The sequence below is a fragment of the Marinobacter sp. JSM 1782161 genome (assembly GCF_011421605.1).
Lineage (GTDB): Bacteria > Pseudomonadota > Gammaproteobacteria > Pseudomonadales > Oleiphilaceae > Marinobacter_A > Marinobacter_A bohaiensis.
In genome coordinates this window covers 30,664-51,399 of record NZ_WSSA01000003.1, presented here as the reverse complement: position 1 = coordinate 51,399, position 20,736 = coordinate 30,664, and the positions used below count along the sequence as shown (strand labels likewise).

Annotated in this window: 19 protein-coding genes; 12 read left to right on the top strand and 7 right to left on the bottom strand. The window is 61.5% G+C overall.

What is annotated here, in order from left to right:
- Positions 1 to 4: 4 nt before the first annotated feature.
- A complete protein-coding gene (locus GQB00_RS12925) occupies positions 5 to 967 on the bottom strand; it encodes an AAA family ATPase (RefSeq protein WP_165856649.1) in 963 nt (320 codons plus the stop codon).
- Positions 968 to 1,336: 369 nt separating this feature from the next.
- Here GQB00_RS12925 and GQB00_RS12920 point away from each other — a divergent pair, with 369 nt between their 5' ends.
- Both GQB00_RS12920 and can read left to right on the top strand, forming a co-directional pair.
- A complete protein-coding gene (locus tag GQB00_RS12920; protein ID WP_165856648.1) occupies positions 1,337 to 6,223 on the top strand; it encodes an NAD-glutamate dehydrogenase in 4,887 nt (1,628 codons plus the stop codon).
- Positions 6,224 to 6,387: 164 nt separating this feature from the next.
- Positions 6,388 to 7,062 (top strand): carbonate dehydratase, encoded by a 675-nt coding sequence (gene can / locus GQB00_RS12915; RefSeq protein ID WP_111497680.1) that lies wholly within the window; start codon positions 6,388 to 6,390, stop codon positions 7,060 to 7,062.
- Positions 7,063 to 7,074: 12 nt separating this feature from the next.
- Here the strand turns inward: can and GQB00_RS12910 are convergent, their stop codons facing one another.
- Positions 7,075 to 8,034, bottom strand: coding sequence for a GGDEF domain-containing protein (locus tag GQB00_RS12910; protein WP_416234159.1), 960 nt, complete (start codon positions 8,032 to 8,034; stop codon positions 7,075 to 7,077).
- Positions 8,031 to 9,053, bottom strand: coding sequence for a response regulator (locus GQB00_RS12905; RefSeq protein WP_111497679.1), 1,023 nt, complete (start codon positions 9,051 to 9,053; stop codon positions 8,031 to 8,033). Before GQB00_RS12905 ends, GQB00_RS12910 begins: the two co-directional genes overlap by 4 nt.
- A 378-nt stretch (positions 9,054 to 9,431) precedes the next feature.
- On the opposite strand from GQB00_RS12905, the gene GQB00_RS12900 reads away from it, so the two are divergent.
- From GQB00_RS12900 to GQB00_RS12885, 4 genes are all read left to right on the top strand, one after another.
- The gene (locus tag GQB00_RS12900) at positions 9,432 to 10,298 is read left to right on the top strand and encodes a hypothetical protein (protein ID WP_165856647.1); all 867 of its coding nucleotides are present in this window, start codon (positions 9,432 to 9,434) and stop codon (positions 10,296 to 10,298) included.
- Positions 10,299 to 10,382: 84 nt separating this feature from the next.
- Positions 10,383 to 11,834, top strand: coding sequence for an exodeoxyribonuclease I (gene sbcB / locus GQB00_RS12895; RefSeq protein ID WP_111497678.1), 1,452 nt, complete (start codon positions 10,383 to 10,385; stop codon positions 11,832 to 11,834).
- Positions 11,835 to 11,986: 152 nt separating this feature from the next.
- Entirely contained in the window at positions 11,987 to 12,700 is a 714-nt protein-coding gene (locus GQB00_RS12890) for a hypothetical protein (protein WP_165856646.1), read from the top strand.
- A gap of 111 nt (positions 12,701 to 12,811) precedes the next feature.
- On the top strand, positions 12,812 to 13,813 hold the full coding sequence (locus GQB00_RS12885; RefSeq protein ID WP_165856645.1) for a 2-hydroxyacid dehydrogenase: 1,002 nt from the start codon (positions 12,812 to 12,814) through the stop codon (positions 13,811 to 13,813).
- 3 nt (positions 13,814 to 13,816) lie between these two features.
- Here GQB00_RS12885 and GQB00_RS12880 read toward each other — a convergent pair whose 3' ends face one another.
- Complete coding sequence (locus tag GQB00_RS12880; protein ID WP_165856644.1) at positions 13,817 to 14,800, bottom strand: zinc-dependent alcohol dehydrogenase family protein; 984 nt, start codon at positions 14,798 to 14,800, stop codon at positions 13,817 to 13,819.
- Between the two features lie 326 nt (positions 14,801 to 15,126).
- Here GQB00_RS12880 and GQB00_RS12875 point away from each other — a divergent pair, with 326 nt between their 5' ends.
- Positions 15,127 to 15,786, top strand: a complete 660-nt coding sequence (locus GQB00_RS12875; RefSeq protein ID WP_165856643.1) for a hypothetical protein — start codon at positions 15,127 to 15,129, stop codon at positions 15,784 to 15,786.
- A gap of 98 nt (positions 15,787 to 15,884) precedes the next feature.
- On the top strand, positions 15,885 to 16,328 hold the full coding sequence (locus GQB00_RS12870; protein ID WP_165856642.1) for an SRPBCC domain-containing protein: 444 nt from the start codon (positions 15,885 to 15,887) through the stop codon (positions 16,326 to 16,328).
- Positions 16,329 to 16,406: 78 nt separating this feature from the next.
- On the opposite strand, the gene GQB00_RS12865 is transcribed toward GQB00_RS12870, so the two are convergent.
- Both GQB00_RS12865 and GQB00_RS12860 read right to left on the bottom strand, forming a co-directional pair.
- A complete protein-coding gene (locus GQB00_RS12865; protein ID WP_165856641.1) occupies positions 16,407 to 16,724 on the bottom strand; it encodes a CcdB family protein in 318 nt (105 codons plus the stop codon).
- Positions 16,724 to 16,969: a type II toxin-antitoxin system CcdA family antitoxin gene (locus GQB00_RS12860; protein ID WP_165856640.1), complete on the bottom strand. Its 246-nt coding sequence runs from the start codon at positions 16,967 to 16,969 to the stop codon at positions 16,724 to 16,726. The genes GQB00_RS12865 and GQB00_RS12860 overlap by 1 nt, the downstream gene beginning before the upstream one ends.
- 490 nt (positions 16,970 to 17,459) lie before the next feature.
- Between GQB00_RS12860 and GQB00_RS12855 the strand changes: the two genes are divergently transcribed.
- From GQB00_RS12855 to GQB00_RS12840, 4 genes are all read left to right on the top strand, one after another.
- Positions 17,460 to 17,774, top strand: coding sequence for a cupin domain-containing protein (locus GQB00_RS12855; RefSeq protein WP_165856639.1), 315 nt, complete (start codon positions 17,460 to 17,462; stop codon positions 17,772 to 17,774).
- A 163-nt stretch (positions 17,775 to 17,937) separates the two neighbouring features.
- Entirely contained in the window at positions 17,938 to 18,558 is a 621-nt protein-coding gene (locus GQB00_RS12850; protein ID WP_165856638.1) for a class I SAM-dependent DNA methyltransferase, read from the top strand.
- 173 nt (positions 18,559 to 18,731) lie between these two features.
- A complete protein-coding gene (locus GQB00_RS12845; protein WP_165856637.1) occupies positions 18,732 to 19,412 on the top strand; it encodes a DUF1007 family protein in 681 nt (226 codons plus the stop codon).
- Complete coding sequence (locus tag GQB00_RS12840; RefSeq protein WP_165856636.1) at positions 19,397 to 20,422, top strand: nickel/cobalt transporter; 1,026 nt, start codon at positions 19,397 to 19,399, stop codon at positions 20,420 to 20,422. Before GQB00_RS12845 ends, GQB00_RS12840 begins: the two co-directional genes overlap by 16 nt.
- 81 nt (positions 20,423 to 20,503) lie before the next feature.
- Here the strand turns inward: GQB00_RS12840 and GQB00_RS12835 are convergent, their stop codons facing one another.
- Positions 20,504 to 20,695: a hypothetical protein gene (locus GQB00_RS12835; protein WP_111497669.1), complete on the bottom strand. Its 192-nt coding sequence runs from the start codon at positions 20,693 to 20,695 to the stop codon at positions 20,504 to 20,506.
- Positions 20,696 to 20,736 lie beyond the last annotated feature (41 nt).

Genomic DNA, 20,736 nt, shown 5'->3' with positions numbered 1-20,736 from the left:
GGTGTCAGGCGGCCACCGGTACCCGGTCGATCAGGCGCTGGATGACGTCGTCCGGCGTGATGCCGTCGGCTTCCGCCTCGAACGTCAGCAGCACGCGGTGACGCAACACGTCGAAGGCGACCGCACGCACGTCGTCGGGACTGACGAAGTCCCGGCCTTCCAGCCAGGCCTTGGCGCGGGCGCAGCGATCCAGGGCGATGGTGCCGCGCGGGCTGGCACCGAAGGCGATCCAGCGGGCCAGCTCCTCGTCCAGCGTCGCCGGCTGGCGTGTGGCCAGCACCAGTGCCACGAGGTAATCCTCGACGGCCTCGGCCATGAACAGTTCGTTGGCATCGAGACGGGCCTGGAAGATGTCTTCGGCACGCAGGCGCAGGTCGGTCGGCGCCGGGCCCTGCTGGTAGTCGCGGCGGGCGAGGTGAAGGATGTCGCGCTCGGCGCCGGCGTCCGGATAGTCGATGATGACGTGCATCAGGAACCGGTCGAGCTGGGCTTCGGGCAGCGGGTAGGTGCCTTCCTGCTCGATCGGGTTCTGGGTCGCCATCACCAGGAACAGGCGATCCAGGGGAAACGTCTTCATGCCGACACTGACCTGGCGCTCGCCCATGGCTTCGAGCAGGGCGGACTGGACTTTCGCCGGCGCGCGGTTGATCTCATCGGCCAGCACCAGGTTGTGGAAGATGGGGCCTTTCTGGAATTCGAACATGCCGGTCTCGGCCCGGTAGATCTCGCTGCCGGTGACGTCCGAGGGCAGCAGGTCAGGCGTGAACTGGATGCGATGAAAGTCGCCTTCGATGTGGTCCGAGAGCGTCTTGATGGCCGTGGTCTTGGCCAGGCCCGGGGCCCCTTCCACCAGCAGGTGGCCGTCGGCGAGGAGCGCGATCAGCAGGCGATCCACCAGTTTTTCCTGCCCAATGATCCTTTTCGCTAATTGGGATCGCAGATCCCCGAATATACGCTGCACACTCATTGCACTTTCGAACCTTCCGTTTTGACTTTCGATCCGGGACCTATGGGCGACCGATCCGGGACGTGAGGGCGATCCGCGCCCTGCGGGGCAGGAGAGCCAATCAACGTGATGTCGTCGACTCGTGCAGTCGCGCTGGGGTACCGGCATGGGCCGGGTCCGTATTCACCACAATCGCCGTAGGGGCCCAGTGTTTGTAACCTACCAGCAAAAATCAAGGGTTTGACTATGCTTGTGAAAAGATCCGCTTGTGGCGGTAGCCGCGTGCGGACATATCCCGCTAGCTGTCATGGCCTTGTCGGGGAACCCTGTCTCTGACAGGACTCCGCCTCATTTGTTTATTAACATTAATTCAGAAAGTTGGGGTAGCACATGAACGCGCTGACGGTAACCAGCAAGGATCAGTTCCATGACCTGCTGGCCGAAGCCTTTGCCGAGAAAATCAACAAGACTGAAGCGAAGAAGATCAGTGAATTTGCAGTTCAACATTTATCCCACTTACCGCTGAACGAACTGGTGTCGAGGCGGTTTGCGGATGTCTACGGGTCGGTTCTCGCCGCCTGGCAGTTCATCAAGAAACGCGGCGCCAGCGAAACGCCTGTGTCGGTCTTCAATCCGGATCTGGAAAGCGACGGCTGGCAATCGACCCACTCGGTCATATTCATACTGCATCCGAACATCCCTTTCCTGATCGACTCCATCCGCATCGCGATCAACCAGCGCGAAATCGGTACCCACACCCTCTACCACTCCATCCTCCAGGTCGAACGCGACCGCACCGGCAAGCTCAAGAAAATCCACGACCGCGACAGCCAACCGGGAAAGGCCAAGACCAGCTACGAAGCGATGATCGTGCTGGAGATCGACCGCCACAGTGACCCGGAAGACCTGCGTGTCCTGGAGCAGGAGCTGCAGAGTGTGCTTGAGGAAGTGCGCATCGCGGTGGACGATTTCCCGAAGATGAAGGACAAGTCGGCCCAGATCCTCAAGGAGCTGGACAACTGCAAGGCCAAGGTCAGCGCCGAGAACGTCAAGGAAGCGCACCGTTTCCTGGAATGGCTGGGCGACGACCACTTCACCTTCCTGGGGTATGACGAGTACGACTTCGTCAAGGAGAAGGACGGCAGCATCCTGGTGACTCAGGTGCCGGATTCCGAGATGGGGATCCTGCGGGTCCACAACGAACGTCCGGCCAAGGTGCGTCTCGACGAGCTGCCCCAGCGCACGCGCACGGAGATGACCCGCACCGACGACATCTTCATCTTCGCCAAGTCGGCGCAGCGGTCGCGAGTGCACCGGCCGGCCTATCCCGACTACATCGCGGTGAAGAAATTCAACGCCAAGGGCGAGGTGATCGGCGAGCGCCGTTTCCTTGGCCTTTACACCTCGCGGGTCTACCAGGAGCGTCCGGATCAGATCCCGCTGCTGCGCCGCAAGATCGCTGAGGTCATCGAGCGCTCCGGCTTCCTGCGCGACGACTACGCGGGCAAGGAGCTGGACCAGATCCTGACGGTTTACCCCCGCGACGAGCTGTTCCAGATCGAGCCAGGCGAGCTCTACAACGTGGCGCTGGATATCCTCTACATTCAGGAACGCCGCATGATCAAGGTGTTCATGCGTGAGGATGTGTACGGCCAGTTCGTCACCTGCCTGGCGTTCTTCCCGCGGGATATCTACAACACCGAGCTGCGCCTGAGCGTGGAGCAGGTGCTGATGGAGCGGCTGGGTGCCGAGGACATCGAGTTCGTCACCCATTTCTCCGAGTCGGTACTGGCGCGGGTGCAGTTTACCATCCGTGTGCCGCAGGTGGAGAACCGCCAGCTGCCGGTGGCCGAGATCCAGGAAAGTGTGCTGGCGCTGGCCCAGTCCTGGCGCGACGGGTTGTCCGAAGCGCTCTACGAGACTCACGGCGAGGAACGCGGCAACGAGCTGATCCGCCTCTACCGCAACGCTTTCCCCGGCAGCTACCGGGACATGTTCTCGCCGCGCCGGGCCGCCATCGACCTGGACCACATCACTGAATCGGCCGACAACGACCGCGTAGAGATGAGTTTCTACCGGGCGCTGGAGGAAGAGGAAAGCACGGTCCACTTCAAACTGTTCGCGCCGGACAGGCAGCTGCCGCTGTCGGATGTGCTGCCGATCTTCCACAACCTCGGTTTCCGGGTGCTGGGCGAGCACCCCTTCGAGGTGGTGGATCGCAGCGGCAAGGCGGTATGGATCCATGACTTCACCCTGCAGGCCCGGTCCGGCAAGACGGTGGACATCCACCGCATCCGGCCGATCTTTGAAGACCTGTTCCGCCGCGTCTGGTATGGCCAGGCGGAGAACGACACCTTCAACCGGCTGGTCCTGGCCTGCTACCTGGACTGGCGCCAGATCGCCATGCTCCGGGCCTACGCCCGCTACATGCGCCAGATACGCATCTCCAACAGTCAGACCTTCATCGCCAACACGCTGGTCAATCACGTGTCCCTGGCGCAGCTGCTGCTGGATTTCTTCGCGGTGCGTTTCGATCCGGAACGTTTCCAGAGCAGCGGCAAGAGCGCGGCCGCCCAGCAGAAGCTGGAGCTGGAATTCAACGCCGGTCTGGACGACGTGGAGAACCTGAGCGAGGACCGGGTGCTGCGCCTGTACCTGGACCTGATCAAGGCGACCCAGCGCACCAACTACTTCCAGTTGGACGAGAATGGCGGCTACAAGCCTTACGTCAGTTACAAGTTCCGTCCGTCCGAGATTCCCGACATGCCGCTGCCGCGGCCGATGTTCGAGATCTTCGTCTACTCGCCGCGGGTGGAAGGTGTGCACCTGCGCGGTGGCAAGGTGGCGCGGGGCGGTCTGCGCTGGTCGGACCGTTTCGAGGACTACCGCACCGAAATACTGGGCCTGGTCAAGGCGCAGCAGGTCAAGAACGCGGTCATCGTGCCGGTGGGCGCCAAGGGTGGTTTCGTGGCCAAGCAGCTGCCCAATGGCGGTGATCGCGACGCCTTCCAGCGCGAAGGCATCGAAGCGTACAAGACCTTCGTGCGCGGCCTGCTGGATGTGACCGACAACCTGGTGGACGGCGCCATCAAGCCGCCAACCAGCGTCATCCGCCACGACGAGGACGATCATTACCTGGTGGTCGCGGCGGACAAGGGCACCGCCACCTTCTCCGACATCGCCAACGGCCTGTCGGCGGAATACGACTTCTGGCTCGGTGATGCCTTTGCTTCGGGCGGCAGCCAGGGTTACGACCACAAGAAGATGGGCATCACCGCCAAGGGCGCCTGGGTATCCGTGGAGCGGCATTTCCGCGAGCTGGGCATCAACCCGGCCAGGGATGACTTCTCGGTGATCGGTATCGGCGACATGGGCGGTGACGTCTTCGGCAACGGCCTGCTGCGTTCCGAGCACGCCAAGCTGATTGCGGCGTTCAACCACCTGCACATCTTCGTTGACCCGACGCCGGATCCCAAGGCCAGCTTCGAGGAGCGCCAGCGCCTGTTCGAGATGCCGCGCTCCAGCTGGACCGACTACAACGCCGACCTGATCTCCAAGGGCGGCGGGGTGTTCAACCGCAGCGCCAAATCGATCCCGGTCAGCGCGGAAATGAAGAAGCTGTTCAACATCAAGTCGGACCGCGTGCCGCCCAACATGCTGATCAGCCATATCCTCAAGGCCCAGGCGGATCTGCTGTGGTTCGGCGGTATCGGCACCTACGTCAAGGGCTCGAAGGAGACCCATGCCGATGTGGGGGACAAGGCCAACGACGGCCTGCGCGTGGACGGCCGCGAAGTGCGCGCCAAGGTGGTCGGCGAGGGCGGCAACCTGGGCATGACCCAGCTCGGTCGCATCGAGTTCGGTCTCAACGGCGGCCGCCTGAACACGGACTTCATCGACAACGCGGGTGGGGTGGATTGCTCCGACCACGAGGTCAACATGAAGATCCTGCTCAACCGTGTGGTGGCGGCCGGCGATTTGACCGAGAAGCAGCGCAACAACATGCTTGAGAAGATGACCGACGACGTGTCCGATCTCGTGCTGCTGAACAACTACCGCCAGACCCAGGCGATCAGTATCGCCAACACCGAGGCGATCACCCGCCTGGAGGAATACCGCCGGCTGATGATCAACTTCGAGACCGCGGGCAAACTCAACCGCGAGCTGGAGTTCCTGCCTGACGAGGAGACCCTGGCGGAGCGCAAGCTGAACAAGCGCGGCCTGACCCGGCCCGAGCTGTCGGTGCTGATCTCCTACGTCAAGGGCGACCTCAAGCAGTTGCTGATCGACAGCGAGCTGCCGGACGAGCCGTTGCTGGCCAAGGAGATGAACAAGGTCTTCCCGGAGCAACTGATCAAGAAGTTCGGCAAGGAATTGGGCGAGCACCAACTGCGGCGTGAAATCATCGCCACCCAGATCGCCAACGACATGGTCAACCACATGGGCATCACCTTTGTGGACCGGATGGCCCAGTCCACCGGCGCGTCGGTGTCGGCCATCGCCATGGCCTGGATCATCGCCCGTGATGTGTTCCGCTTCGACGAGTGGTGGAACAAGATCGAATCGCTGGACTTCAAGGTGCCGGCGGAACTGCAGCTGGAACTGATGAACGAGCTGATCCGCCTGATCCGCCGTTCCGTGCGCTGGCTGTTGCGCAACCGTCGCAGCGAGCTGAACATCCAGACCCACATGGACCGCTTCGCCGCGGCGCTGTCCGACATCATCGGCCAGATGCCGGAATACCTGGGCACGGAGTCCGGTACGGCCTGGCGCAAGCAGTTCGACGCGCTGGTGGCCAAGGATATTCCCGAGGATGTGGCCGGTGTCGTGGCCGGGGCGTCGTACCTGTACTCGGCGTTGGGCATCATCGAGGCCCACGAGACCACCCAGGTGCCGCTCAAGCAGGTGGCCAACCTGTACTACACGCTGGGCGAACAGCTGGACCTCAACTGGTTTGCCGGCGCGGTGGCCAAACTGTCGCCGTCCTCCCACTGGGAGGCCCTGGCACGGGAGAGCTTCCGCGAGGACCTGGACTGGCAGCAGCGCGCGCTGACCACCGGCGTGCTGCGCATCAGCGGCAAGGAAGGGGACATCGAGCAGGCCATCGAGGAATGGGCCGATCGGCACAAGCCGATGGTCCAGCGCTGGCACGCGATGCTGTCGGAACTGCGCAGCGCCCGGGAGCCGGAGTACGCCATGTTCTCCGTCGCCCTGCGCGAGCTGCTGGACCTGGCGCAGTCGTCCCTGCACACGCCGCTGGAGACGGCTAACCCGTAAGTCCAGTTGAACCGGAACGGGATTTGCCGTTCAATTTAAGGCGCTATCGTTCTCGCGGTAGCGCCTTTTTTGTGCCCGGGTGTTTTTCGGGCGGTTCAGGAAATCGGCCGCCCGCGTGTTATAAGCACCCGCTTCGAGAACCTATCCACATCGAGAAGGGAACCATGCGACGGCTGAACCACCTCTTTGAAAGCAACCGCGACTGGGCGGATAAGATCAAGCAGGAAGACCCACAGTTCTTCGAGCGACTGTCCAACCAGCAGGCTCCCGAATACCTCTGGATCGGCTGCGCCGACAGCCGTGTGCCTGCCAACCAGATCGTCGATCTGATGCCCGGTGACCTGTTCGTGCATCGCAACGTCGCCAACGTGGTGGTGCACACCGACTTCAACTGTCTGTCGGTGCTGCAGTTCGCCGTGGAAGTGCTGAAGGTCAAGCACATCATGGTGGTGGGCCACTACGGCTGCGGCGGTGTAAAGGCGGCGCTGAAGAACGAAGGCAAGGGCCTGATCGCCAACTGGTTGCGCCACGTGCAGGACGTGCGCGACGAGTACAGCCCGATCCTGGAGAAACTGTCCGACGAGAGCGAGCAGGTGGACCGCCTGTGCGAGCTGAACGCCATGGCCCAGGTGCGTCACGTGTGCCAGACCAGCATCGTCCAGGACGCCTGGGAACGCGGCCAGGAACTCTCCGTGCACGGCTGGGTATACGACGTGGCCGACGGCCTGCTGCGTGATCTGGGGCTGTGCATCACCAACAATGAAGAGCGCGAGGAAATCTACGAGCAGAGCATCCAGGGGCTGGTCTCCCGCCCGGTGCGTTCGCTCAGCGCCAAATAAGGCGGCGCCCGCTCACTGCCCGGCGACCCGGATCTGGTTCCGGCCGCCGGTTTTTGCCGCGTAGAGCGCCGTATCGGCGCGCTCGATCCACTCCCGGGCGCTGTCGATATCCTCGGTCATCGATGCCAGCCCCATGCTGATGGTGCACTGGATTCGCGCCGAGCCGACGTCCACGGTGGTGGTCTCGATGGTGCGGCGGATGCGCTCGCACAACACCACCGCGCCGTCGATTGGCGTTTCCGGCAGCACGATGGCGTATTCCTCGCCGCCGTAGCGGCCGGCCAGGTCGGCATGGCGCAGGTTGGCCTTGAGGATCTGGGCCGTGCGCCGGATCACCTCGTCCCCGGTGACGTGGCCGTAGGTGTCGTTCACCGACTTGAAGCGGTCAATGTCGAACATCACCAGCACCGATTCGTTGCCGTAGCGGCAGCAGCGCCCGTATTCCGCTTCCAGCAGGTTTTCCCACGTATTGCGGTTGAGCAGCCCGGTCAGGCCGTCGGTTTCACTGAGGCGGCTGAGCTGGTCGTTGGCCCGTTCCAGAGCCAGCTTGCCGGCGGCCATGTCGGTCACGTCGTAAATCATCAGGCAGTACATCTGCACCGATCCGTCGCTGCCGCACAGGGGACTGATGGTCAGGTTCTGGTACATGTACGGCGCCGTGCCCGTAATCGGGCGGGTGTTGCGGAAGTGGAACAGGTAGGGGCGCTGCTCCCAGGTGGTGAAGGCGCGGGTGCGCAACAGGCGCACCGACTCCAGCTTGCGTCGCAGCCAGGGCTCGGGCAGATCGGGGAAGGTCTCGAACAGGTTGCGGCCCTTGATGCGGCTGGCGGTGATCTCGCTGTGGTTCTCCATGAACCCGTTCCACACGTGCACGCCGTAGTCGTGGTCGAGGACCACCAGGCCCACTTCCACGGTTTCCAGCATGTCCATCAGCCAGTGGAATTCCTGCAGGTCTTCGGGTTTGGCCATCATCGGGACGCCTTCGCTCCGTGGATGGCGGTCTCGAGTCGGGGCAGGGAATCCCCGGTCAGCAGGATCAGCAGGTCGCAGACCACGTTGTAATCCTCAATCGCGTAATTGATTTCGACGCACAGCAGTTGCTGGTCCCGGGCCTGGTGATATTCCAGAAGATCGCCGATCTGGCGGTGCTGGCCCAGCACGACCGGGTGGCTGAGGCCCAGGTTCAGATCCAGCTGCTCGCCCAGCCCCCGCAGGAAGGCGCCGAACAGGATGCTGGAGAGGTCCATCAGGACTTCGACTTCCAGCGCGTTGCGGTCGTCTTCCTCGTAACCCAGCAGGCGGGTCATGTCATTGAAGCTGGCGTCGGAGAACAGCAGCAGCGCTTCGCCGGCAATACCGCCGCCATTGAATCCCTGGCACACCGCCGAATAGGCGTCACGCTCGTCCACCGCGCCCAGCGCCATGGCCAGTTCGCTCTGCGCCAGCATGTCCACCCGCGGTACCGGCAGTTTGACGAACACGTTGAGCAGCCGGGCCAGCAGATCGGCGGCCTGGCCCATGGCGATGTTGGCCAGCTCCTGCAGGTGCCCGAACAGGTTTTCCTCGCCGGTATCGTCCGCCGTGGCCCGTTCGACAGCGGTGGTTTCCGTGGCGGCTTCGGCGGGGGAGATCAGGCCGTAGTCGGCGAGGATGTCGCGGATCTCGGCGGCGTCGGTGGGCTTGCGGATGAAATCCATGGCGCCCAGGTTGAGCACCCGGCGCCGGGCCTCCGGCTGGATATCGCCGGACACCACGATGGTCATCACCGGCCGGTCTTCCCGGGCGATGGCCTCCAGCACGGCGTAGCCGTCCAGCACCGGCATGGTGAGATCCAGGAACAGCAGATCGCATCGATCCTGGCGAATCAGCCCGAGGGCCTGTTCGCCATCTTCGGCAAACGCCAGATCCGTGACCGCCGCCGAAGGCAGGGCGTCGGCCATCTGCTTGCGCGCCATGGCGGAGTCGTCACAGATGAGGACTCGATAGCTCATGCGATCTAACCCGTCGGGAAAGGAGTGTCGCCAGTGCTGAATTGTTATCTGTAATCAACGACCGAATTGGCACCGGACTTGAGCGTGCCGATCGGATAACCGGCACAGGCGAAAGGAAGTGATGATGCCCTAATCACTGTTTCTTTTGTTGTCTCAAATGTAATTTATTGTAAGAGATTCATCACAGATTCAGGATTGCCTTGTCGGGCCATTGGCCCGATGTGACATCTCTCACTGTCCCGCCGGGTTTGCCCGCCTATAGTCCCGATCGCAAGCAAGAAAAAGCCCCGGGTAACGCGTCCAATCCAACAACAAGAACCGACGGGCGTGGCGGTAGCCGATAAGGGGCGGATGCTCAACGACACAGAGACCATCAACATGAACAGGGAAACGCGTGCACGCGTGGCCCCGGCACTGCTCGGCCTGATGCTGGCCGGGACGGTGGATGCGGAGCTGCGGCCCATTTCCGAACAGGAAATGGAGCAGGTTCGGGGGCAGGGCATGATCGCCGTGGATCTGGGCGGGAGCGCGGCCAACCGCACCACCCGAATCACGCTGGGGCTGGATGCGGAGGTGCAGACCAACATCGCATCGCTGGCCTTCGGTGACACCGGCGACGGCACCGACGTGCTGATCGACCAGCTCTCCCTCGGCCACATCGCCACCGACGCCAATCGGGTCCAGATCGACGGCCAGACCTACGCCGTCGACGAGATCGTGCCCTTCGTCGGCCGTGATCCGTACATCGAGCTGGCGGAGGAGAACGGCGAGGTCATCGGCTTCCGGGTCGGCTTTAATCAAGCGCGCGGGACGTTGTCGGGCGATATCGAGAGTTTCTCCGGCCACCTCGGCATCCAGCTCGAAGACGCGGACGGCAACGTCTCCGCCGCGCAACTGTTCGACGCCAACGGCAACGCCACCCAGACCCGCGCGACCTATGTCGGCCTGGCAGACGCCGCCACCGACTGCGCCACGAACACCCAGTGCGCGCCCCTGACCAACCTGCAGACCCTCGATGTGGGCCAGGACAACGGCGACGGCACCACCGGCTTCACCGACGACCTGTTCATCGCCTTCCAGAAACAGGCGGTGCAGTGGCAGGATGGCACCGGCGGTGCGATCGATGCGGCAGCGGGCGTCTTCCTCAACGTGCCCACCGCCATGCAGCTGGATCTGCAGGCGTTGCAGAACGGGATTCCCCGGGCGAGGACCGAGTACATCGACCGTGGTTTAGGACTTTTCTAAAAGAAGCCTGCCTACTGATCCCCCCCGGCGGCTCTGCTACACTCGGCGACCAAACTGGCAGAACCCCGCAGAGGTCCGGACACTGTGATCAAGAGCTTTTACTGGCACGACTACGAAACCTTCGGCGCCGACCCGATCCACGATCGGCCCTCCCAGTTTGCCGGAGTCCGGACCGATGCCGACCTCAACATCATCGAGGACCCGCTGGTCATCTACTGCAAGCCCACCGAGGACTACGTGCCCGATCCGGTGGCCTGCCTGATCACCGGCATCACGCCCCAGCAGGCGCAGGCCGAAGGCTATCCGGAAGCCGAGTTCATCGACATGATCCACGAGGCCTTCAGCCAGCCGGGCACCTGCGCCGTGGGCTATAACAGCCTGCGCTTCGACGACGAGGTCACCCGCCACACGCTGTACCGCAACCTGCGTGATCCCTACGCCCGGGAGTGGCAGAACGGCAATTCCCGCTGGGACATCATCGACATGGTGCGGCTGACCTACGCCCTGCGCCCGGAAGGCATCAACTGGCCCAAGAAGGAAGACGGCTCGCCCAGCTTCCGCCTGGAGGAACTGACCGCCGCCAACGGCATCGCCCACGAGGCCGCCCACGACGCCATGTCGGACGTGGAAGCCACCATCGCCATGGCCCGGCTGATCAAGGAGAAGCAGCCCAAGCTGTTCGAGTACGTGCTGGAGCACAAGGACAAGCACTCCGCCCGCTCCATGCTTGACCTGGCCACCATGAAACCGGTGTTCCACGTTTCCAGCAAGTATCCGGCGTCCATCGGCTGTTGCGCCATGGTCGCGCCGGTGGCCCAGCATCCGGTCAACAAGAACGCGGTGATCGTCTACGACCTGCGCCACGATCCCGCCGAACTGGTGGGGGCCGACGCCGACGAGATCCGCCGCCGGGTGTTCTCGTCCCAGGCGGATCTGGGCGAAGGCGAGGAGCGCTTCGCCCTCAAGGCCGTGCACCTGAACAAGTGCCCGATCCTGGCGCCGGGCGCCATGCTCAAATCCCTCACGCCCGAGCGCCTGGGCGAGCTGCAGCTGGACGGCGACGTGCTGCGCACCAACCTGCAGAAACTGCGCAACGCCCCGGGCATCGCCGAGACCATCGCCAACGCCTTCGCTCCACAGGACGATGGCCCCGGCGACCTTACCGATCCGGACGAACAGCTCTACGCCGGCGGGTTCCTGCCCCCGGCCGACCGCAAGCGCCTGGAGCAGCTGCTCAAGCAGCCGGTTGAGGTGATGGGCGAGGAAGTGCCTACTTTCGACGACCCGCGCCTGCCGGAAATGGTCTTCCGCTATCGTGCCCGCAATTTCCCGCATACGCTCGATCCGGAAGAGCAGGAACGCTGGGAACAGTTCCGTCAGCAACGCCTGATGCAGCCCAAGGCCGGCTGGCGCTCCCTGGAAGGCTTCTTCGCCGACATCCAGCAGCGGGTGCAGTCGCCGGACATCTCAGACCGCGACCGGCACTTGCTGGAAGAGTTGGCGCTGTATGGGGAGTCGATCATTCCGTACGTTTGAATCGCCTCCTGCGTCGAAGGTTTCGAATCAGGGCTCCAAAACGACGGAATTGGCAGGATCGTGGTAGAATGATACTGTCGCCACAGCGCACAGATTGAGCCCTGAGAGGTATCTTCTGTGACTTTATGGACGACGTAAAATAAGGACTCGCTGTGACTCGAACGTTTGTCGGCTGCTTGCTCCTGGTGCCCACGCTGGCACTGGCTGGGGAGCAAGGTGGCGTACTCGATACCAACTACGAGGTTGGTGCAGGTTATACCAAAGACCGCGACAGTGACTCGGTCGATCTTTCCGGTACCATCAACCTTCCGCTCTTCGGATATGTCGGATCGTCCGCGTTTGTGGGGGGCCAAACCAGTCAGGCTGACTCCGGCAGTAATCAGTTGGACGCTGACAATCTGGGATTTGGTGGCAGCATCTATTTGCGAGATTTTGATCTGGGCAAGGTGGGTGTGTCGGCGGCGTACACCAAGACCTTCTTTGACAGCTCCAGTCCGGCGGTTCCGGACGATCTGAAGTCTTACCAGTACTCGGCGTTTGGTGAGTACTACATTGATCGATTCACCCTTGGATTCCAGCGAACGCTGGTAGACGTTGAAGACCCGGTCGATGACGCGAACAGTTGGACCGGCTCAGTGGCATGGTACCCGGAAGACAACACCAAGCTGCTGCTTTCCGGTAGCGGTATGGATTCACGGGATAACTACTCGGTTGCTCTGTCACATCAACCGGATGCCTTGGGCGAATCGACGGAAGTATCGTTGGGCTATACGTCATCACCGCACGACGACACGTTCAACCTTTCGCTGAGCTATTACTTCGGAACCCAAGTGCCGTTGATCGATCGGGACCGCAAGTACCGTTAGAACGCTTTTCGACTGGGTAGGCGCCTGTGTGGGTGCCTGCCTGCTTCCTTACCCTTGATAAACAGCCTAAAGTTAAGATCCAAGCCTAATCGACAACGCAGGACGCCTGTCATGAAGGTTGCGATCTTCAACACCAAGCCCTACGAGCGTGAGGTCTTCGAAGCCAACAACACCGAAGGCCGTCACGCGCTGACGTTTCTCGAGCCTCACCTGAATCCCACCACTGTGTCCCTGGCCGACGGCTATCCCGCCGTCTGCGCCTTTGTGAACGACGATCTGTCGGAACCGGTGCTGCGTCGCCTGAAAGCCGGTGGCACGCAGCTGATTGCGCTGCGCTCCGCCGGTTTCAACCACGTTGACCTGGGCGCCGCCGACGCGTTGGGGCTGGCGGTGGTGCGGGTGCCGGCCTATTCGCCCTACGCCGTCGCCGAGCACACAGTGGCGCTGATGCTGTCACTCAACCGCAAGACCCACCGCGCCTACGCCCGGGTGCGGGACGGCAACTTTGCCCTGAACGGGCTGATGGGTTTTGATTTCCACGGCCTGACCGCCGGCATCGTCGGCACCGGCAAAATCGGCGAGGTGCTGGCCCGCATCCTCACCGGCTTCGGCATGACGGTGATCGCGTCCGATCCTTACGAGAATCCCGCGTGCACGGCGCTGGGCGTGCGCTACGTGGCCCTGGACGAGCTGCTGCGCACCTCAGACGTGGTGTCCCTGCATTGCCCGCTCACACCGGACAGCCACCACCTGATCGACACCATGAAACACGGCGTCATGCTCATCAACACCAGCCGGGGTGCCCTGGTGGACAGCCGGGCGGTGATCAAGGGCCTCAAATCCGGCCGGATCGGTCACCTGGGGCTGGATGTCTACGAGGAGGAGGGCGATCTGTTCTTCGAGGACCTGTCCGACCGGGTGATCCAGGACGACGTGTTCACCCGCCTGCTGACCTTCCCCAACGTGCTGATCACCGCTCACCAGGCGTTTTTCACCCGCGATGCGCTGGACGGCATCGTCGCCACCACCCTGGCGAACATGGAAGAATTTGAGACCACCGGGCGCTGCCGGAACGCGGTCACCGCCGCCAGCGTGGCCAGGCCGGGCCGCTGAGCCTCAGATCACCAGCACGCCGGAGCCGGTGAAGCGACCGGTCCGGAGATCGTCCAGCGCCTGGTTGGCCTGTTCCAGCGGGTAGGTGTGCACAGTGGTGTCGACCGGGATGCGCGCCGCCAGGGGCAGGAACTCTTCACCGTCGCGCCGGGTCAGGTTGGCCACCGAACAGATCTCCCGCTCGCCCCAGAGAATGCTGTACGGGAAACCGGGAATGTCCGACATGTGGATGCCGGCACAGACCACGCGTCCGCCCTTGCGCACGGCCCGGAGTGCGGTCGGCACCAGCTCGCCGGCGGGGGCGAAAAGGATGGCGCCGTCCAGTGCCTCTGGCGCCGACTGGGATGAATCCCCGGCCCAGGCCGCCCCCAGGGAACGGGCGAAGTCCTGCGCCTCGCGGTCCCCGGGGCGGGTGAAGGCGTAGATCGACTGGCCAAAGTGCCGCGCCACCTGAATCAGGATATGGGCCGCTGACCCGAAGCCGTAGAGCCCGATCCGCTGGCGGTCCTGCACCAGCCGATAGGCGCGGTAGCCGATCAGACCGGCGCAGAGCAGGGGTGCTGCCTGCAGGTCCGAAAAGCCCTCCGGCACCGGGAAACAGTAGCGCGCATGGGCTACCGTATACTCCGCAAACCCGCCCGGAATCTGGTAGCCGGTGTAGCGGGCGGCGTCGCACAGGTTCTCTTTCTCGTGGGTGCAGAACCAGCACTGCCCACAACTGCTGCCCAGCCAGGGCACGCCCACCGTCTGGCCCACCTCGAAACCGGTCACCGCGGCCCCCAGTTGCGCCACCTCACCGATGATCTGATGTCCCGGAATCAGCGGCAATACCGGCTCCTTCAGATCCGCATCCACCACGTGCAGGTCCGTCCGGCAGATCCCGCAAGCGGTGACCCGGATCAGGATCTGGTCGTCGGCGGGTGCCGGAGCGGGAACGTCTTCCAGTGTCAGGGGCTGGTGTTGCTGGTGAAGGACCATGGCGCGCATGGGATAGGTCTCCTATGCGGATGGGGCGGACGTTATATGCGCTTAAGAGGCTGGGTTGCCTCTCTGACAGCATAGTTCTTTGGGCAACAAGTGACCTTGCTGGGGTGTGTGAGGTTTGGCTACAGTGGTTGAAACGAGCGGCAGGGAGGCTGTTATGTGGCGTGCTTCGTTATTGGGTGTCTCCTTTGTGCTCATCGTTTTAGCATCCTGATTTTTCGGTAAATTTTAGAAAGTCAGAATGCGGGCGCTGTGTTGTTATCTAGCGTTCTCGTATATTCGATATTGCGGAACGCGGTCTAATCACTGTTATAAATCAAGGGGAACTTTTGCGCGATTTCCGTCTTAGCTTGGCTGGCTTCATCATCCTGCTTCTTGTCGTTGGGGGCGTTTATATTCTGGCCATGCTGAGCAATGGCCAGCTAACCATCAGCTCCAACAATCAAGATTGGGCTAGCTTCGGAACGTACTTCGGCGGTGTACTTGCGCCTGCAGCTGCCTTGCTTGCAGGCTATCTTGTCTATAAGAGTTTTAAATCCAATACCTATCAACAAAAGTTGTTGGTTATCCGAGAAGCTTTAGGCCGACTGGACCAGCAGCTTGAAAGAAACTTGGATTTGCCGTTCAACAATGGATGCTTCGGTGAGGAGTATCGCGGGTTGCCTTTAAGAACGATAATTTATGCAGTTTCGAACAAAGAACTAGAGTCCAATGAGGCATGTAATGAGGCGCTACTCTCGCTTCTTCACAATATCTCGATTCTTTCGTACTCAATTTTCGTATATCTAAATCTACTTGAAAAATTTCCGACGGATGAGACAGACACCAATTGGCTTAAAAATCTTGAGCATCACTATTGGATAGAAAAGTATTCCCCGATTTTCCGGAGAATAAAGGGGATAGTCGGTAAAGACGCAATGGAACAGAAAATTAAAAAGCACCAGCTAGAAAGCTTTCGGGTTATTTTCAATGGTGGCTATGATTTATAACAAGCGGCTGTTGTCGGACGCACCTGCGCTTTCGCTCCGGTGCGCCGCAAAGCAAAGTCGTTATACGGCACGAACCCCACAAAATCGGAGTTCCAAGCATGACTGACGATAGAACGCTACATACTTCCAGAATTTTACCTTTCTCCCCAGAAGAAATTTACGGGGCGTTTGCTTCGCCTGAATTGTTGGCGGCATGGTGGGGGCCTGAGGGCTTTTCAAATACCTTCGAAATTCATGATTTCAGGGAAGGGGGGCGCTGGAAGTTCATAATGCACGCTCCAGACGGAACCGAGCACCAGAACGAGAGCAAGTTCGAAGTGCTTGAACCCAATTCGAAGATAGTCATTCACCATGACTGCCCGCCAAATTTCTGGCTCACAGTTGAGCTCACTGTCGAGGCTGATGGAACGCAAATAACCTGGAATCAAATGTTTGAAGATGCTCGAACTGCCCAGGTAGTCAAAGAAAGGGCTGGACCAGCAAATGAGCAAAATCTTGATCGGCTCACGCGGGTGCTTGAACAGGAAAGAAATGCCGTATAACCAGGCAGTCAACCGGACGCCAAAAGCGGGGCGCTTTTGGCTCCCTCCGCTGCGCTCCGGCGCCGGTTACTGCAAGCGCTATATGCCGGTGACAGCCAGATCCAGAGCGCCAACAATTTGATCTCTGAAATGTGAGAGGGAGCCAATAGGGCTCTTGAGGTGTTTTTCGGGCACTGAGGAAATTTGCGGAGTTAACAGCAACAGCTCCTGATCGGCAAAGCTGATTTCCGGAGTGAGCCCTTGCATGGCTTCGCCGCCGAAGGCAGAGCGTTTTCCCAAAGGGATAACAATGCGAGTGGCCAAATCGCTCAGGAGGCTGTTCTGAATATCTACTAGGTAAGGGTAGTGAGCCTTGCTGATTTTGCTCGGGTTGGGGTACACATCGAACTGTGCCATCAGAACTCCCTGAATTCGTCGCCGAAGCATCCATGTTGTTCGACGAAATCGTTGTAACCTTTTATCGCAGCGCGATTTTTTTCAACCCATTGTGCGGCTTCGCGTTTCGAAAGCTCTTCTTTCAGCGCTCGTTCCAGGGTGGCAGACAAATTAATATTCAGCTCCCGGGTTTTACGCAGCAGATCGCTATTGATTGAGAGGTTCGCAGCTTTTTTGGGGGCGGCTGAATTATAGAGTTCGGCCATGAGAGCCTCCGGGAGATTAAGAATACACAGCTTGATCCTATGCGCATGGGTGTGCGCATGCAAGCGTTTAACCAATGGCAATTGTCAGGCGTGCCTGTTCTGGCGCTCCGCCACGCCTCAAAGCCAGGGCGTTAAATTCCGGGGGAAGGGGCCAGCTTAATCTCCTGCCTGGGGTGAAAGCTAAACCGAACGTCGTTGCTTGCGCGTCTCCCTGATCGCTTCGTTTACTCCCAGTCCTCAACCGGCTCCGCGTAGACTACCTGGGGCTGATCAATGCGCTCCCCCGACCGCCACGATCGCCAAGAACAGCATCGAATCCCATGCCCAACTCCGGAATTGCGGCGCGATTGGTCGGCCCGGGGTGTTTTGTTTTCCTGCTACATTGAGAGAGTCGGCGGGTTCCGGCACGAGGCCGTCAATGGACGCCGCCGCTTTGCGACCGACCGCACTATTGTTGATCGGCACACCCAGGAAACCAGGGAGGTGACAGGTGCCAGGGAAGTACCCCGATAAAATTCGAACGCTACCGCTGTTTGACGGACGCTTTGATGCCTACCGACTGGCGGCCGATGGGGCCGACGTGTTGTTTGCGTCCTATCCCGCCGGCACCGAAATCCCGCCCCATACCCATGACACTGACAACCACGGGGTGATCATTCGTGGCGAGTTGCTGCTCTCTATCGAAGGCCGGAACGAGCGCTATGGGGTTGGCGACTGGTACCACGTCCCGGCGGGCGTTGAGCATGCGGCGTCGTTCGAGCAGGCGACGGATGAGATTGAGTTCTGGTTTGAGGCTGGTCAATAACCGTTAGAGAGGGGCGCTGATAATGTCACCGTATCAACGGCGTGCGGGGCTACTGATCTTCGACGGGTGAGCAGCAGTCAGCACTTGGTGTGGGTGGCATCGAGAGTGGCCCAATTCGTGCTGTACCCTAACCATGTGATTCGTCAAAAAGAAGGAGTCTGTAATGGGAAGACGACAAATTCTTGAAAGCGCCATCACCGCCAAAAGCCCCGAGGCGCTCGGGGATCTCTACAGCCAGTGGGCGGGCAGCTACGACAACGACCTGCTCAACGAAATGGGCTACAAGGCCCCCGCGACCACCGCATCCATTTTCCAGCAATTCCACACCGACAAAGCGGGCACAATCCTGGATGTGGGCTGTGGAACGGGCATTGTTGGTGCACTCCTGTCGGACAGTGGCTACCCGGCGATTGAAGGACTGGATTATTCGGACGCGATGCTCGACGAGGCGAAGAAGAAGGGCGTCTACCGGGAACTGTTCCAGGCGGACCTGAACAAGACCCTGACCGTCGCGAACGACCGCTACAGCGCCCTGATCAGCGTGGGCACCTTCACCTTCGCCCACGTCGGCCCCGAGGCGCTGCACGAACTGATCCGCATCACCACGCCGGGCGGCATCATCTGCTTCACCGTGCGCAGCGAAGCCTGGAACGAACACGGCTACAAGGGATTCACCGAGGATCTGGAAGCGCAGGGCAAGTGGGCGCTGCTGGATCGGCAGACCATTGATTACATTGAGGAAGAGCACTCTACTTGTGAGGTGTTGGTTTACAGGGTGTCGTGAGTCCGTGCTTTTGAGTGCGCGAATCTCTTCATCATGGTCCCACCTCACTCTCCCGCCTGGATCAGCAATGTTATAGTGTTGCATAATGGCCGCCGCCGGATGCCGACCGGCGGTGATTCCTGATCTCTCGCCGCTGCACCGGCATCGATCACTGATTGACCGGTAGACCTTCTATGCCGTTTGTTCGCCCGGGCGCTGGCCGTTTGCTGCGCCGTCTCTTGCTAACCTGCCTGCTCCCGCTCTGGCTGCTGGCGCCCAGCGCCCAGGCTCACCCCCACGGCTGGGTCGACTACACCGTCCGCGTGCTGTTCGACGACGCGGGGCGAGTGACCGCGCTCCAGCAGCGTTGGACGCTGGACCCGATGTACAGTCTGACCCTGATGGAAGAGCTGTCCCGTGAGGGCGATGCCAGGAGTCAGCAGCAAAAACTGGACGGGCTGGGCGGTGAGATCATCGGCAACATCGCCAAACAGCATTACCTGACCCACGTGTATCGGGGCGATCAGGCGCTGGATCTGGGCACGGTGACCCAGTACACCACCTTCCTGGACGGGCAGCGCATCGAGTTCCGGTTTGTCCTGCCGCTGGCCGAACCGCAGGACCCGGACGGCGATGCGCTGAGCTGGAAGGTCTACGATCCCACCTATTTCATTGAATTCCTGTACGACAACGAGATCGACCAGCCCCTGACCCTGGGCAATGCGCCGGCAGGTTGCACCGCTGACATCGTGCATTTCAATCCCGATCCGAAGCTGGTGGCCGAGGCGGCGGCCATTGATGTTACCGGCCAGGCGCCGGACGGCTTCGGGAAAATGTTCGCCGACACCGGAAAGCTGACATGTCCCGCTCCCTAGGCTTGCTGATCGCGTTCCTGCCGCTGCTGGCGCTGGCCGCTGTACTGATGACGCCGTCCGGCGAAGTTGCCGCGCAATGGCTGCTGGCCCAGATGCTGGAATGGCAGCGCTCCCTGCAGCGCGGGCTGTCCCTGAACATGATGCAGTTCTCCCACGAGATGGACATAGGCACCCTGTTGACGCTGGTGGGCCTGAGCCTGGGGTACGGCGTGTTCCACGCGGTCGGGCCGGGGCACGGCAAGGCCGTGATCTCGACCTACCTGCTGGTGCACCGGGCGGAACTGGCGCGAGGAATTCGCCTGACGGTGGCTGCCGCGTTTCTGCAGGGGGTGGTGGCGATTGCGCTGGTGGGCATTCTGGTGATCGGGCTGGGGATGCTGACACGCCACGCCATGGCCGACACGGTGGTGGTCGAGCGCATCAGTTACGGACTGGTGGCGGCGCTGGGCGGCTGGCTTAGCCTGCGGGCGTTACGGCGCCTGCCCGCGTTACTGCGTCCGTCCCGGGAAGAATCCGCAGCGGCGCCGGTGTTCCAGCCGCTTGGGCCGGCGGGCTCGGCGGCTGTCCAACCGTCGCCGGTCACCATGCGACCTGTTGCGAGCAACGCGGCGGCGATGGAATCGATCTGCGCCTGCGGCCGGGACCATCACGTGGATCCGGCCCATGTGGGACACGACTGGCGCGAAAGTCTGGGGGTGATTGTCTCCATCGGCCTGCGCCCGTGCAGCGGCGCCATCATGATCCTCGGCGTTGCCGTGATGCTGGGGCACTGGTGGGTAGGCGTGGCGGCGACGCTGGCCATGTCCGTTGGCACCGCCCTGACCACCTCGGCGCTGGCGGCGTTCACCGTGCTGGCCCGCAACCAGGCCGGCCGGCTTGCATCGCGCACGCCCCCGCGCTGGCAGGCACTGCTGGGGCAGGGGTTGGCCCTGTGCGGCGGTCTGCTGATTCTGGTGCTGGGTGTGGTGCTGTTGATGAACGCGACAGCGCCCGTGGTGCCGATGCTCTGAACGTCATGCGGTCAGCGGAGTGGCGGTCAGGGGTTAGGGGCTTCGGCCGATGCCCCACCGGCCGAAGCGATTGGCCAGGGTTCAGGCTACCCGGTGCCGGTCGAAAATCTCCTGGATTTCCCGGCGCTCCTCGTCGGGAATCATCACCCGGATGACGTGTTCGTCTTCGTCGATGTAGATGTTGTCCCGCGGGATGCCCGAGGCAATCAGGTCGTCCCACACGTTCTTGGCCTGCTCTTTCGAGCCGTAATGGCCGTTCATGGCATGGCTCATATCGCCCTCCTGTTTTTCGAAGGCTTGTCTATTAAGTGTAG

What these genes read in the sequence shown, in the direction of transcription:
- GQB00_RS12925 (WP_165856649.1), bottom strand. Translation starts at nt 967, where the DNA reads ATGAGTGTGCAGCGTATATTCGGGGATCTGCGATCCCAATTAGCGAAA.
- GQB00_RS12920 (WP_165856648.1), top strand. Translation starts at nt 1,337, where the DNA reads ATGAACGCGCTGACGGTAACCAGCAAGGATCAGTTCCATGACCTGCTG.
- can (WP_111497680.1), top strand. Translation starts at nt 6,388, where the DNA reads ATGCGACGGCTGAACCACCTCTTTGAAAGCAACCGCGACTGGGCGGAT.
- GQB00_RS12910 (WP_416234159.1), bottom strand. Translation starts at nt 8,034, where the DNA reads ATGATGGCCAAACCCGAAGACCTGCAGGAATTCCACTGGCTGATGGAC.
- GQB00_RS12905 (WP_111497679.1), bottom strand. Translation starts at nt 9,053, where the DNA reads ATGAGCTATCGAGTCCTCATCTGTGACGACTCCGCCATGGCGCGCAAG.
- GQB00_RS12900 (WP_165856647.1), top strand. Translation starts at nt 9,432, where the DNA reads ATGAACAGGGAAACGCGTGCACGCGTGGCCCCGGCACTGCTCGGCCTG.
- GQB00_RS12885 (WP_165856645.1), top strand. Translation starts at nt 12,812, where the DNA reads ATGAAGGTTGCGATCTTCAACACCAAGCCCTACGAGCGTGAGGTCTTC.
- GQB00_RS12880 (WP_165856644.1), bottom strand. Translation starts at nt 14,800, where the DNA reads ATGCGCGCCATGGTCCTTCACCAGCAACACCAGCCCCTGACACTGGAA.
- GQB00_RS12870 (WP_165856642.1), top strand. Translation starts at nt 15,885, where the DNA reads ATGACTGACGATAGAACGCTACATACTTCCAGAATTTTACCTTTCTCC.
- GQB00_RS12865 (WP_165856641.1), bottom strand. Translation starts at nt 16,724, where the DNA reads ATGGCACAGTTCGATGTGTACCCCAACCCGAGCAAAATCAGCAAGGCT.
- GQB00_RS12860 (WP_165856640.1), bottom strand. Translation starts at nt 16,969, where the DNA reads ATGGCCGAACTCTATAATTCAGCCGCCCCCAAAAAAGCTGCGAACCTC.
- GQB00_RS12850 (WP_165856638.1), top strand. Translation starts at nt 17,938, where the DNA reads ATGGGAAGACGACAAATTCTTGAAAGCGCCATCACCGCCAAAAGCCCC.
- GQB00_RS12845 (WP_165856637.1), top strand. Translation starts at nt 18,732, where the DNA reads ATGCCGTTTGTTCGCCCGGGCGCTGGCCGTTTGCTGCGCCGTCTCTTG.
- GQB00_RS12840 (WP_165856636.1), top strand. Translation starts at nt 19,397, where the DNA reads ATGTCCCGCTCCCTAGGCTTGCTGATCGCGTTCCTGCCGCTGCTGGCG.
- GQB00_RS12835 (WP_111497669.1), bottom strand. Translation starts at nt 20,695, where the DNA reads ATGAGCCATGCCATGAACGGCCATTACGGCTCGAAAGAGCAGGCCAAG.